This window comes from Rossellomorea sp. YZS02, from assembly GCF_033963925.1.
Taxonomy (GTDB): domain Bacteria; phylum Bacillota; class Bacilli; order Bacillales; family Bacillaceae_B; genus Rossellomorea.
On sequence record NZ_JAXBLY010000008.1, the window covers coordinates 168,558 to 181,391 of the forward strand.

Genomic DNA, 12,834 nt, shown 5'->3' on the forward strand with positions numbered 1-12,834 from the left:
GGATCCAATAAAAAAGCCGCCCATCCAGGCGGCATCATTTCAATCTCTATGCATTCAGTACTTCAATTCCGACTGGTAAAACCGATTCTACCAGTCCTTTGAAGGATGTTTCAGTGTCATTCATTAGAACATGGATGCTTCCCTTGTCTTCACTCGTACGAATCAAGCGGCCGATCCCTTGTCTCAAGCGAAGGATCATATAAGGAATGTCTACTTCTTGCATTGCATCTGAGGCATGATTCCGTTTCGCATCAAATACCGGGTCCTTTGGCGGGAATGGAAGCGAGTAGATAACCACCTGCGAAAGAGACTCACCAGGCACGTCCAGACCTTCCCATAAGTGATAGGAACAAAGAACCGTAGATGTTTCCTGCTGGAACTGTTCTACCGTATCACTGATTTCTCTGTCACCTTCATAAATCACATCCCAGGCTTGATCCCCCTGTTGAAGTTGATAAGACCTGAAAGCATTCATTTCATTCTTGGATGAGAAGAGAATCAACGTTTTCCCTTGGTTACTCTTAAGTTGATCAAATGCATACTGACTCTTTGCGTTTGCCTCGGCATCCAGTGATGGAAGATAGGCTTTCATCATCTCTTCGTACTCATAAGGTGATTCCACTGAGAATTTTTCATATTGTTCGATCCCCAGCGACTGGGAAACATATGAGAAATCTTTATTATAAGACAGAGTGGCAGAAGAGAAAATGAATGGAATACTTTGAGAAAATACTTGTTCTTTCAGAATTTCCTCTACTAATCTAGGCATCACGACAAAGGTATGCTCTTCTTTTGATGTTTCCAACCAATAGATTCCTTTCTCGTCATCTAAAAATAGTTTCAAGGAATATTGAATTTGCTCCAGATATTCTTCCACAACCTTTAGTAAATAATCATCCATGACATACATTTCTGATTCAAATACGAGCTCATTCAATAGACTTTCGATTTTCTCAGTAAGTGATCTGCCCTGCTGTAATATTGATTCAGACCGGGTAATATACTGCCTTTCGGAACCAATCTCTGCTTTGGATTCCTTTTCCAATAAATCGAACCACTTTTCATTTTCCAACATGATGTCTTCAATGATATACAGTGTCTCTTCCCTCATATCCGATGATGATAGCTTTTCAAGAAGGCTTTCAAGTGTCTCCATTCTCATTCGGTACGTCATCGCTTTTTGAGAAGCGAATTCCAGCAGATGACCCTCATCAAATACGACGGAGCTCGCTTCCGGTAGGAGTGGAAGCTGTCCTTCCCGCTTTCTGCTCTCCTTTGTCCAGATATGCTCCATGTAAAAATCATGGGAGCAAATTATCAAGTCAGCCGCGTTCCGATAATGTTCACGATGAAGGGTTAGACCACAGCGGTGGCGATAGACGCATGACATGCAGTCCTGAAGGGAGTCCCAGCCTACATGATCCCATTCTTCATCTGACAACCCGGCATATTCTTTACGGTCCCCATAATGGGTGAAGCTTCGCATGGAGGAATTATCATGAACAAATCCCGGCAATTCTTCCCACATATCCAGATAGAGTTCATCATTCGAAACGTTCTCTTCCAGTTTTTTAATGCAAAGATACTGCTCCCTCGATTTTGCAAGTCTAACATCTATGTCTAAGTCAAGTGCGCTTTCAAGCTTCTTTATATCCCCTTCTTTTTTGACAATCTGCTCTATGAGCGTTTCGTCGGCACAGGCGATGATTGCAGGCTTCCCTGTATACCTCGCATAGGATAATGCATATAGAAGATACACCAGGGTTTTCCCTGTACCAACTCCTGCTTCCGCAAACATGACCTGCTTATTTTTATATGCTTGATTGAGCTGAAAAGCCATAAAGACCTGTTCATCTCGTAAATCAAATCCCTTTTCAGGCAATAAATCATAAAAAACATCACCGACCCAATCGGATAATGCTTCATAAAAGGATTGCTCCTTCGTAAGTTCAAATGGTAATTTTCTTCTCATATGGACCTCCTGCGTGACACAATATTTCTAATTTACTAGAATTTTTTCCTGTTGAAAAGGGGTAATGGACAAATAATCTGACGTCCCTCTATGGTAACAAACAAAAGAAAAGAGACTCTCCATACAAAGGGTGAGTCTACCATTTGTATGGATGTCCCTGGTCTTTCGAGACTGTACTCAGTCGTATATTCTCTTTTTTCTAAGCAATTCATATTGAAATGCTTGATCCAGATCTTTCGCAGCTTCATGCAAGTCTGCACCCGCTCCTTCTTCACCCGATATGGAAGAAATGGAGCTTTGTAAGGCTTGATAGATTTTGTGGAAATCGATGGAAGAATGGTCCATCCTATTCACTCCCCTAAAAATGATAGAACTATTATACGCAGGAAGTGAAAAGGATATTCTGAACTTCTTCATCTTTTTTTATTCAAACAGGAAAAATCATTTTCTCGGTGGACGCGGCCCCCAATATTGATAATAGTCTGTCCTTATGAATCCATTGAACAATTTACGTTTCTTGGTGGCTTGCTTCCCGTAGCACTGTTCAAAGTTCTCATGGGAAGTCAGCATGTATACAGACCAAGTATCCAGCTTTTCAAAGGCTTTTCCCATCTCCTGATACATATGCTCTACCTCTTTACGTTCACCTAAACGTTCTCCATAAGGAGGATTTCCAACGATGATTCCGTATTCTAAGTCTGAAGTGAAATCTCTGACTTGCATTTGCTTGAATTTCACCAGGTCGCCTAGCCCTGCTTCTAATGCATTTTCTTTGGAAACTTCGACCATTCTATGATCGATATCCGTACCGAGTATTTCAAGTGGTTGGTCATAGTTAGCCAAATCCTCAGCTTCCAGACGAGTTTTCTCCCATACATCATTAGGCATTAACGGCCATTCCTCCGACAAGAACTCACGGTTGAATCCAGGTGCAATATTCTGGCCGATCAGAGCGGCTTCAATCGCAATGGTCCCTGACCCGCAAAACGGATCAACAAACGGGCGATCAGGATTCCAGGTCGTTAATTGGATCAATGCCGCTGCCAGGGTTTCCTTTAATGGGGCTTCACCTTGACCGATACGGTATCCCCTTTTATGAAGACCCTGTCCACTTGTATCCAGTGTGATGCTTGCCACGTCTTTGTGGATGGCAACCTCAATTTTAAAAAGAGGTCCCGTTTCATCCAGCCAGGATGTTCTTTTGTAAGCAGTACGCAGACGTTCCACAATCGCTTTCTTGACGATCGCCTGGCAGTCAGGCACGCTGTACAGCTTTGATTTAACGGATTTACCCTGTACGGGGAACTCTGCATCTACAGGGAGGAAATCCTCCCAGGGAAGCTTCTTTGTATTCTCGAATAGCTCATCGAAGGAATACGCTTTAAATTCTCCCACAAGGATCTTGATTCTGTCGGCAGTTCTCAACCACATATTGGCCCGTGCAATCGCCGTTTCATCCCCCTTGAAGATGACCTTCCCGTTTTCAACCTGACAATCGTACCCCAGTTCCTTCACTTCTTTGGCAACAATCGATTCCAAGCCCATCGCTGCCGTTGCGATTAATGTATATGTACCCATAATGTCACCCCGCTCAAAAATATCACACTACAATAGTATGTACCTGTACTCATTAAAATAAAAAGGACTGATACAAAAGAGCAGTGTATTACCTGCATGTATCAGTCACTTGCATTATTAAATCCATATTGCTTTTATCCCGTAATAGTGTTTTGTAAGCCATGTTTTGTTCCGTTGTACTGCAAGCGACTATTTGTCTCGTACTCGGGCGGTAATCATCTATCTACAAAGGAAATTCCTTTGTCCCTCTCTTCGTTCAATTCCTCTGAGAGGATTCCCCTACCTAATTTGGGTTTCTCGCTCGTGGGGTTTACCTCGTTCCACTCCTGTCATTTCTAACAGGACTTCGTCACTGTGGCACTTTCAAAGTAGTCACACCATATCTCAGGAAATGAGACGTAGGTGTTTTCCCTGCCGTCAGCCCAATTTGAGCTGCCCTAGCTTATGAATTGGCTAGGCACGAACACTACGTGCATCTCAGCACCGTGCGAGCATGGACTTTCCTCTACAACTTAACGTTGCAGCGATTACCCAAACACCATTAAGGAACAGCAATAACTAATTATACGGTATTTCACCTAGAAATTCAACTGGAAAAATCAGTCGTATAATTTATTTCCAAATACGTGCTTTTCTAAATTGGACAGACGTTTTAAAATATCGAAATTGGTTGTTCCTGTCTGCTGTGGTGGAGCCTGTGTACGTTGCTTAGCAGCACCTTCTGCCTGCTTTTTCAAACGCAGGTTTTCCTGCTGAAGATCTTCTATCTCTTGATGAAAGGTTTCATAATCTTTAATAATCAAGTCTAAAAATTTATCCACGTCTTCCGGCTTATATCCCCGCATTCCACTTTTGAATTCTTTCTCGAGAATATCCTTTGCCGTTAATTTCACTTTATCTGAGATCATTCTATTCACCTCTATATTTATCACTATCATTTTTTCAAAAAACCATCATTTTGTCAATCTATTTCAAATGAATTCGGTGGTATATCGGCTTGAATCCTGCTTACTCAGTCTGTTTTCCACTGCTCTTCTTCAACGATCCATTGAAGATCCTGAAAACTGATTGCCCTTAATTCAAAAGAAGGATCGGACTCTTTTTTCCTCTTCGCTTCATCATAGAAGTATTTGGGCGAACCATCTTTTTCCTCATCATATAGAATGATGCAAGAGTGACTTTTTTGTAAAAATAATTGATTCTTATTCCGGAACTGCTGTGGATTCTGATAAGGATGCTTTGAAATCGTTTCGACAAAATCAGCTTGAGACAGAATCAGTTCGTAATATTCCTTGTTCTGGTCATTCCAGTTTTCTTCCTGAGAAATGAATGGTGTCAGGACGGCCAATTTCAACTCAGGGTAATCTTCCTGAAGTTCAAAAACAACTTCCGCCCCCCAGAGTTCTACACCAAGCTGTCCACTGATGAGCACCCATTCCAAGCCAATATCCAAGAGAGATAACAGTTCTTTCCTCAATGCTTGCTTTATGTAATAAACGGCTTTGTCATCCTGCTTGAAAATTCCCAATTCAAAGGATTTATACCCAGTTACACATGCAACATTCCCCAAATTGAAAACCCCTTTACTCCGGGTACATCCGGTACCTTTACTCACTTAGTGTACCCTAATCCTTTACTGTATATTGTATCATATTTCATCTGTTTCTAAAGATCGGGAAATCTTTCAGGATGATCATCCTTCGCTATTAAAAAAGGAGAGATGCTCCTTCAAGAAAGATCTCTCTCGTATATGATAATGTGCAGAAACACTCTATCACTACATACTGAGTCCAGTCTTTTAGATGCATCCCTTTGAAATCATCATTGATATATTATCTTCCCATACCGTATGGGCCGAATGGTGGTCTTGGCCGAGGTCCGAATCCTGGTCCCCCTGGGCCTTGAGGTCCTCCAGGGCCTCCAGGTCCTCCACCACAATTAAACTGTTGATGTGAAACACTGTCTACTTGTGATTGTGTCTGCGGGAAATAATGCTTATGTTGATACATAACATTATTCACGTTTGTTGTGTGGGTCGGGTGGATATGAGGCACCTCATAAGTCGTCATGTTGTGATTCACACAACATTTAGTCGGGTGTACAACTGCAGGTAGTACTTGATTAGGTCTTGGTCTGCAATACATACTAACGCTCTCCTTTCATCGCTTAGTTGTTACAATAATAGCCTATGAAGAAGAGAGGGTACATGTACTAATGAAAATACCTATTTTTAGGAAGAACATTTTTTATCGTTACATGAAACTATATAAACTTTGTGAATAATTGGTAAAAACAAAGGCTGTTAAACCAATGACGACAAAGAACAAAATCAAGATGGCGCGGTTCATTTTCATCATTCCTTCTTATTTTAAATATTTTCAACACAATTTATTATTTTACAACTACTTTTGAAAATTCTCAATATAAAAATAAGAAGATGGAACCACTTTTACACTGGATGAATTTATTCTTTGTCCCACGGTCTTGTTTGTTTTGTTTCTCTCTCCAATTTCCTCTCTATCCGGTCCATGCGGTGAATCAGATTTTCAGAAAGCGTGAGGTCCTTCTTACTGGCTTCCACCGAGTTTCCAATCAAAGCTGATAGTTGTACACACATGTCCATAGCGCGATTCAAGTCCTTTGTCTTATGTTCATATAGTTTAGCTAATTCGATCATTGCTCCTTTACGGATTGAAACCGGTGCCCCTTCCAGGATGTCTTCCCACAGGTTAATCGCTTTGTGCGTTTGTTTGTCCCTTTTATACTGTAGGGCAAGCTGATGCATGGCCTCATAATTCGGCTTTTTATCTTCTTTGATGAGTTCCTCGTAACGCTCTTTAGCAATTCTTGTGTTACCGGTATACTCCAGCCACCTGCCGACTTCAAATCTTTCTTCCCCGCTTGCCTGATCGTGGACGTTCAGGAGTTGGAAAGTCAAATGAGTATATAGAGTGATGAGCGACAGGATGTCCAATTCATTATGGGTCATGACCTTGAGGATACCTTCCGGGTCTTTACGATCGATATAATCAAAATAAATCATGGGAGCCAGATACCCAGGAACATCATCGGTTCTATGAAAGCCAAGAATGTTTCGCTCCACGTTGACGAGCTTTACAGATTCAAGTTTGTGCTTGAATAGCCTTCTGGAACCATGATATAAATCAAAGTGCCCAAATGCTGGCAGTTTCGGTACATGATCTTTAATGAGAGTATGCCTTGTTTTAACTTGAGGCCAATCAAAGGCCTTCCCATTGTAGGTTACTAACGTGTTGTAATCCACATTGCTTAGGAAGCTGTGATATAAAGGAATTTCACTCCCTGGTTGTGGAAGGAAGTGTTGTGTGATGATGACTTCTGTCTCGGTTACTCTTCCATGTCCCAGTAGGAAGATCGTATTTCCGACCCCACCTCCGAGTCCTGTTGTTTCTGTATCAAAAAAGAACATTTGGTCATGGGAGAGCCCTTTAGAAGACAAGGGATGATTTCCAGTGAACCCCTGCCACGCATCGACAGCTTTAATGAAATCCTTGAACGCATAATCTCCATGCTGATGCTCAATAGGATATCGTTTCTCCCTCACCAGGCAGAAATCATCATCTATGAAATATAGTTCAGACCCATTTTCTTTCCACACATTTATAAATGGCAGGTCGACCCTATCCTCGACAGATGGCTCTTGTCTCTCAGCACCCACCTTTTCTTCACGGATAATATGCTTTTTCATTCTCGTTAATTTATTTTTCAATGACATGCTTGTATCCCCCTTCCATTATTGAAGGAAAAGATGAAGGAGCTTTAATGAATCCAGTTTGGCCGTGTGGAGGGAATGCTCCATTCCTATGCATGAAGGGCAGCCGCTTTGACAGGGGCACCGCTCAATCATGGAAGATGCCTCATGGAGAATCTTCTCAAATTGTTCATACACTTTTTCACTGAGCCCGATTCCGCCCGGGTAGCGGTCGTATATAAAGATAGTCGGCTGTTCATTATGGGCAGCCTTGATTTGCGGGACTACGAAAATATCGCTTGGGTCGCACATGACAAATAACGGAATGATAGATTTCAGGCTTTGGGATACCCCGATCAGCCCTTCTTCAAGTCGTTCCTGACTGAAAGAGTCAGCATCTTTTAATGAAATCCAGCTGGAGCTCGTATGCAATTCCTCTTCAGGAAGATGAATCGGACCAGATCCGATATTTTCATGTGTATCAAATTTTATTTTCTTAAAAATCGTTGCCATCGCTTGAACGGTCACATCCCCGAATGCTACGTCAAACATCTCTGATTTCCTCACTTTGTCTGTTTCCAGCACCCTTAATTGTACAGCCAGGTTCGCATCCGTAAAGTAGTCCACATCCACTTCCCTTACAAATGCCTTTTTTTCTTCCCAATCCAGTTTCTCTACTTGAAACTGAACTCCCTGATGTAAATAGATTGCTTCATCATGCAATAGGGTCATGGCAGAGAAACGGTCCATTTCCCCAATGACTTTCACAGCAGAGATATCCGTTTGATCGATGATGATGACATTCTCCTGAGAAGCTGAACGAAGGCTTATGTTATGAGCTGGAAACACATCGTTCATCCAATACCATTTATCTCCATTTTTATGGACGACTCTTTCTTCTACAAGAAATTCCAATATATCTTCAATTTCATGCTGGCCAAATTGCTCGCCATCTCTAAAAGGCAGTTCATAGGCTGCGCACTTAATATGATCGATAAGAATGATTAAATTATCAGGATTGATCCTTGCCGTTTCGGGGGTTTGCTCAAAGAAATAATCTGGATGCTCGATAATGAATTGGTCAAGGGGACTGGAACTTGCCACCATGATGACGAGAGACTCTCCATGTCGTCTGCCGGCTCTGCCAGCCTGTTGCCAAGCACTTGCGATCGTCCCTGGATACCCAGTCATGATGCAAACTTGCAATTGGCCGATATCTACACCTAATTCAAGGGCGTTTGTACTAACAACACCATATATTTCCCCATTTCTCAAACCTTTTTCAATCTCTCTTCGCTGTGTCGGAAGATATCCCCCCCGATAACCCCTGATCGATTTCGCTCCTAATTGACTTTTCACTAAATCTTGTAGATACGTAAGGATAATTTCCACCCTGACTCTGCTTCTCGCAAAAATGATGGTTTGTACTTTATTTTTCAATAGTTCTAAAGCGATCCTTCTCACCTCGAGGGTGGCGCTTCGGCGAATATTCAGCGGTTTATTGACGATAGGGGGATTATAGAATACGAAGTGTTTCTTTGCACTTGGTGCCCCATTATTGTCTATTAATTTCATGTCATCGCCGGTTAGATGCTCAGCAAGCTCCTTCGGATTAGCGATTGTTGCCGATGTACAGATGAAAATGGGTGAAGCACCGTAAAATTCACAAATCCTCTTCAACCTTCTGATCACATTGCTGACGTGGGATCCAAATACCCCTCTATAAATATGAAGTTCATCAATAACGACGTATTTAAGATTTTCAAATAGCGACACCCACTTCGTATGATGTGGAAGAATGGCTGAATGAAGCATATCGGGATTCGTAATGACAATATGCCCGGCTTTTCTTACCTTTTGACGGATATTAGCAGAAGTGTCCCCGTCATATGTATAGCTATTGATGGAAACCTCTGCCTCTTGTATAATCTCGTTCAACTCACTTTTCTGATCCTGTGCTAGTGCCTTGGTAGGAAAGATGTATAAAGCCCGTGCATCCGGGTTGTCCATGATGGTTTGAAGTACAGGAAGATTATAACAAAGCGTCTTTCCAGACGCAGTCGGCGTGACGGCAGTGAAGCTGTGCCCCTCCATAGCAAGCTGAAAAGCTGATTTTTGATGGGTATAAAGCTTTTCGACCCCCCTCTTATTCAAGGCTTTTTTTATTCTTTCATCTATTTCATTTGGCAGGTCTACCAATTGTGCCGGTTTTTCATCAATGGTATGCCAATGAGCAATCTGTTTGTTGAAATTCTGGTCATTTTTAAAAATCTCTATCAATTGTTGAAGGTTGTTTTTCTTAAACATTCTTATCACCTCTCTTACTCATTTTACCGAATCTATGTTCGAAACTAAAGGAAAACTAGTGTTTTTTCATTTCCTTTCATTAAAGAACCGAAATGAAGTAGAGTGAACTACCATTTATTTCGGTGGTTCCTTGATTGTATAGGACAGATGCACATATTAATCAGCCATTCATACACTAATATGAATACGTTTGCCTGAAAGGAGCATATCAATGTCCAACGATTCTTCAAACAGAAAAGGGTTTGGTGACCTGATGCATTCCATGAATGAATTTTTTCATGAAAGACCGATGAAAGGAATGTTACAAAGTATCGATGAGTTCTTTACATCTTCTGCTAATCCTTTTGGTTCATTCCCGGTAAAAATGACTGAAACAGATGATCATTATGTTGTTACTGCAGAACTTCCCGGTGTAAATAAAGAGCAGATACAACTGGATGTGTTCCCTCAGTACATCACGATATCAGTGACCAATAAAGGAGTATATTCAGAAGAAAATGAAAAGCACCAGACAATCAAAAGGAAGCAATCCATAAGCAAAAGCAGTAGGACCGTTCCATTTCCAACGGTCGTGAATGAAAAGAATGTAAAAGCTTCTTATAAAGATGGTTTATTATCAGTAAAAGTGAACAAGGAATCAGGGAAGCGAATACAAATTGAATAAATGAAAAAGGAGCTGCGGGAAGTGCAGCTCCTTTTTGGTCTAGAATTTAAATATCCCGCCTAATCCTTTGACAAGAGAAGACACCTGATTAATAGCACCCATCATTTGCCCTGTAGTATTCATCATTTTATTGAAATCTAACGATCCGTCCTGGGATTTAAAGGAATTCATTATGCCGCTTACCCCACCGGAAGATGGTTTCGCCATAAATGATGCCTTCGGATAAGGATTAGCATAGTTTTGTTGTTCCATTGCCTTCATTTGGTAAGGATTGTATTCTTTCTGTTGAAGAGGATTTTCAAAATATGGATTCATCTGCTGCGACTGATTCATCTGCTGATATTGGTTCATCTGACCCCCGGCACCGGAATATGGCCCATCCGGCTGTGGTAAGTAATTAGCTTGATAAGGACCATAATTCGGTGGTCTCATCCCCTGTACAGGATAGTTCATCATCGGCCCCATATTCGCAGGCGGAGAATGGTAATACGGATACGGTTGATATCGGACCTGTCTCGAATAAGGTGAAGAATTCATACTTAGCCCCCCTACATTTAGTGGTTACTATACATTATGTATCAACGTAAATAATGGTGAAAACACCCATAAAGATCTTTCGACAAACTCTAAGAAGAATGTCGGAAGTTACACTATTCTTACAACTTAAAGAAAGGGTTTTCTATGATAGGATAAATGTAGATGCAAAGCTATCGTCTTATGAAATATAAGTATCGGGAGGAATCAAGATGGACCTTAATCAATTGCTGAAAAGATATGAAAGCAGTAAACAGTATCAAGCAACCGATCAACAAGAACTTCTTACACTGGCCAAAAAACTTTATATTTCGAATGAGATTTCCTTTCTCCACTACAAAGAGTTAGCGAAGCAGATCAATACAGTAGAAGAAAATGCCATTTCAACTCCATAAGAAAGAGGCTGCCCCAAATGGCAGCCTCTTATTTTTCTTTCAGTTCATCGAGCTGAGTCCCGAGAACATATGATACAGATTGGTAATGACTGATGAACCGGTTATAACTCGACTCCGGAAAAAAACAGTGAACCGATAACATCTCAATATTATCGAAGGTGTTCATAATCTGAGGCAAGTGGAGGTGTTTAGGCTTGGAGTCTTTAATCCAGCTCAGGGAACCCTCTTTCCAACGATCATTCTTGTCTTTCACTTCATCTGCAAAAGGCTTCACTTCAGTGTAAAAGTCTCCTTTTTCACCTGACTCCCGCCTGCTTTTATATTCACTCATCATCTTCTCGACCAGCAAGAGAAGTTCTTCCGTTACTTGTTTCAATTCTTTCAAACAAAGCCCTCCATGCAAAAAATAGACAAAAAATAAAAGTAGCACTGTGCTACTTTCTTATAAAGTCAGTTTAAGACGTCTTAAAAGATAATTCAAGTTTTTGTAAGACATAAGACTTTTCTCTATTATTTATCAGACCCGTTTTTGTACCTGTTTTCCGTTCGACAGCGCTTAACCGGCCTTCCACCTTCTGTATTTGATCCGACAGCCCACTCAATCCTTCCTGCTCTTCCACGGAAATACGATCATGCAGACTTTGTTCCAATTGATTAAGGCTTTCTTCGATTTCCGCCAACTTTAACATAATATCTTGTTTTGGAAGCATGTGAATCCTCCCACCTTTTTTTTGGATTAATACAGTAATTCTCCGTACATATCCCTTTCCCTCCTCCCCTGACAAAACTAGAAGCGTTTCGCCAAAGAAAGTGGAAATAGGACATCCGGCATCATATGTTTCGACAGTACCTGAATAAAACAAAGAAAAACTCAAAATACTATGGGTGGAGGTGTTTCTCAATGAAGAATCAAAATAACAAACAAACCAAAAAACAACCAACCGAAACCAAAGCATCAAAAGGCAACCCTAAACTCGAAGGGGAAAACAGACCCGCGACTTAAGAAAGCGGAGGGGCTTTGCTAAGAGGCGACAAGCATAAGACGAGAATACCGGAAAGGCGCCTTTTGCCTTTTTGGTGTTCTTGACTTATGACCTCGAGCCTCTAAGCCCCGTAGCTGGACTAATCAAAAGCGGAGGCGGCTCGTTCAGACCCGACAAGCACAACTGGGAAATCCCAAAAGGCGTTTTTTGCCTTATGGGATTTTTCAGTTGTGACCTCGAGGGTCTAGCCGCCGGAGCTGGACTAAATTAGAAAGCGGAGGGGCTTTGCTAAGAGGCGACAAGCATAAGGCGAGAACACCGGAAAGGCGCCTTTTGCCTTTTTGGTGTTCTTGACTTATGACCTCGAGCCTCTAAGCCCCGTAGCTGGACTAATCAAAAGCGGAGGCGGCTCGTTCAGACCCGACAAGCATAAGGCGAACCACCCACACCCAGAAAGGCGTTATTTGCGTTTTTGGGTAGTTTGACTTTTGCCCTCGAGGGTCTAGGCGCCTGAGCTAATAAATAGACGGAAAAATTCCGCTTAATCATTATTATTATAAAAAGAAGGCTGAAATAGACGGAAAAATTCCGCCTATTTGTTCAAATAAGATTAAGTCCATATAATTGTGTAAAAAGAAAGAGTCATTTTATTCCTTCTTGTCAACACTGTT

The 12,834-nt window shown here is 41.5% G+C and carries 13 protein-coding genes and 1 other RNA gene; 2 read left to right on the forward strand and 12 right to left on the reverse strand.

What is annotated here, in order from left to right; translation table 11 throughout:
• Nucleotides 1-46 precede the first annotated feature (46 nt).
• The 9 genes from SLH55_RS10325 to SLH55_RS10365 form a co-directional block, all read right to left on the reverse strand.
• Entirely contained in the window at nt 47-1,972 is a 1,926-nt protein-coding gene (locus SLH55_RS10325) for an ATP-dependent DNA helicase (protein WP_320323351.1), read from the reverse strand.
• 177 nt (nt 1,973-2,149) lie between these two features.
• On the reverse strand, nt 2,150-2,317 hold the full coding sequence (locus tag SLH55_RS10330) for a hypothetical protein (RefSeq protein ID WP_206849142.1): 168 nt from the start codon (nt 2,315-2,317) through the stop codon (nt 2,150-2,152).
• Between the two features lie 96 nt (nt 2,318-2,413).
• Nucleotides 2,414-3,550, reverse strand: coding sequence for a THUMP domain-containing class I SAM-dependent RNA methyltransferase (locus SLH55_RS10335; protein ID WP_219168298.1), 1,137 nt, complete (start codon nt 3,548-3,550; stop codon nt 2,414-2,416).
• A gap of 150 nt (nt 3,551-3,700) precedes the next feature.
• An RNA gene (rnpB, locus tag SLH55_RS10340) (RNase P RNA component class B) lies at nt 3,701-4,089 on the reverse strand.
• Between the two features lie 60 nt (nt 4,090-4,149).
• Nucleotides 4,150-4,458, reverse strand: a complete 309-nt coding sequence (gpsB, locus tag SLH55_RS10345; RefSeq protein ID WP_206849149.1) for a cell division regulator GpsB — start codon at nt 4,456-4,458, stop codon at nt 4,150-4,152.
• A gap of 104 nt (nt 4,459-4,562) precedes the next feature.
• The gene (locus SLH55_RS10350; RefSeq protein ID WP_219168299.1) at nt 4,563-5,120 is read right to left on the reverse strand and encodes a DUF1273 domain-containing protein; all 558 of its coding nucleotides are present in this window, start codon (nt 5,118-5,120) and stop codon (nt 4,563-4,565) included.
• 262 nt (nt 5,121-5,382) lie between these two features.
• On the reverse strand, nt 5,383-5,694 hold the full coding sequence (locus SLH55_RS10355) for a CotD family spore coat protein (protein WP_219168300.1): 312 nt from the start codon (nt 5,692-5,694) through the stop codon (nt 5,383-5,385).
• Between the two features lie 320 nt (nt 5,695-6,014).
• Complete coding sequence (locus SLH55_RS10360) at nt 6,015-7,304, reverse strand: ribonuclease H-like domain-containing protein (RefSeq protein ID WP_320323352.1); 1,290 nt, start codon at nt 7,302-7,304, stop codon at nt 6,015-6,017.
• Nucleotides 7,305-7,322: 18 nt separating this feature from the next.
• On the reverse strand, nt 7,323-9,587 hold the full coding sequence (locus SLH55_RS10365) for a DEAD/DEAH box helicase (protein ID WP_219168302.1): 2,265 nt from the start codon (nt 9,585-9,587) through the stop codon (nt 7,323-7,325).
• Between the two features lie 211 nt (nt 9,588-9,798).
• On the opposite strand from SLH55_RS10365, the gene SLH55_RS10370 reads away from it, so the two are divergent.
• Complete coding sequence (locus SLH55_RS10370) at nt 9,799-10,251, forward strand: Hsp20/alpha crystallin family protein (RefSeq protein ID WP_219168303.1); 453 nt, start codon at nt 9,799-9,801, stop codon at nt 10,249-10,251.
• Nucleotides 10,252-10,290: 39 nt separating this feature from the next.
• Here the strand turns inward: SLH55_RS10370 and SLH55_RS10375 are convergent, their stop codons facing one another.
• On the reverse strand, nt 10,291-10,788 hold the full coding sequence (locus SLH55_RS10375) for a YppG family protein (protein ID WP_219168304.1): 498 nt from the start codon (nt 10,786-10,788) through the stop codon (nt 10,291-10,293).
• A 209-nt stretch (nt 10,789-10,997) separates the two neighbouring features.
• On the opposite strand from SLH55_RS10375, the gene yppF reads away from it, so the two are divergent.
• The gene (gene yppF, locus SLH55_RS10380) at nt 10,998-11,180 is read left to right on the forward strand and encodes a YppF family protein (protein ID WP_219168305.1); all 183 of its coding nucleotides are present in this window, start codon (nt 10,998-11,000) and stop codon (nt 11,178-11,180) included.
• 28 nt (nt 11,181-11,208) lie between these two features.
• On the opposite strand, the gene SLH55_RS10385 is transcribed toward yppF, so the two are convergent.
• Together SLH55_RS10385 and SLH55_RS10390 are read right to left on the reverse strand one after the other, a co-directional pair.
• On the reverse strand, nt 11,209-11,565 hold the full coding sequence (locus tag SLH55_RS10385) for a YppE family protein (RefSeq protein WP_219168306.1): 357 nt from the start codon (nt 11,563-11,565) through the stop codon (nt 11,209-11,211).
• A 70-nt stretch (nt 11,566-11,635) separates the two neighbouring features.
• Complete coding sequence (locus SLH55_RS10390; protein WP_219168307.1) at nt 11,636-11,890, reverse strand: hypothetical protein; 255 nt, start codon at nt 11,888-11,890, stop codon at nt 11,636-11,638.
• Between the last annotated feature and the right edge of the window lie 944 nt (nt 11,891-12,834).

Coding starts and splice junctions, on each gene's coding strand:
- SLH55_RS10325 (WP_320323351.1), bottom strand. CDS start 1,972: ATGAGAAGAAAATTACCATTTGAACTTACGAAGGAGCAATCCTTTTAT.
- SLH55_RS10330 (WP_206849142.1), bottom strand. CDS start 2,317: ATGGACCATTCTTCCATCGATTTCCACAAAATCTATCAAGCCTTACAA.
- SLH55_RS10335 (WP_219168298.1), bottom strand. CDS start 3,550: ATGGGTACATATACATTAATCGCAACGGCAGCGATGGGCTTGGAATCG.
- gpsB (WP_206849149.1), bottom strand. CDS start 4,458: ATGATCTCAGATAAAGTGAAATTAACGGCAAAGGATATTCTCGAGAAA.
- SLH55_RS10355 (WP_219168300.1), bottom strand. CDS start 5,694: ATGTATTGCAGACCAAGACCTAATCAAGTACTACCTGCAGTTGTACAC.
- SLH55_RS10360 (WP_320323352.1), bottom strand. CDS start 7,304: ATGTCATTGAAAAATAAATTAACGAGAATGAAAAAGCATATTATCCGT.
- SLH55_RS10365 (WP_219168302.1), bottom strand. CDS start 9,587: ATGTTTAAGAAAAACAACCTTCAACAATTGATAGAGATTTTTAAAAAT.
- SLH55_RS10370 (WP_219168303.1), top strand. CDS start 9,799: ATGTCCAACGATTCTTCAAACAGAAAAGGGTTTGGTGACCTGATGCAT.
- SLH55_RS10375 (WP_219168304.1), bottom strand. CDS start 10,788: ATGAATTCTTCACCTTATTCGAGACAGGTCCGATATCAACCGTATCCG.
- yppF (WP_219168305.1), top strand. CDS start 10,998: ATGGACCTTAATCAATTGCTGAAAAGATATGAAAGCAGTAAACAGTAT.
- SLH55_RS10390 (WP_219168307.1), bottom strand. CDS start 11,890: ATGCTTCCAAAACAAGATATTATGTTAAAGTTGGCGGAAATCGAAGAA.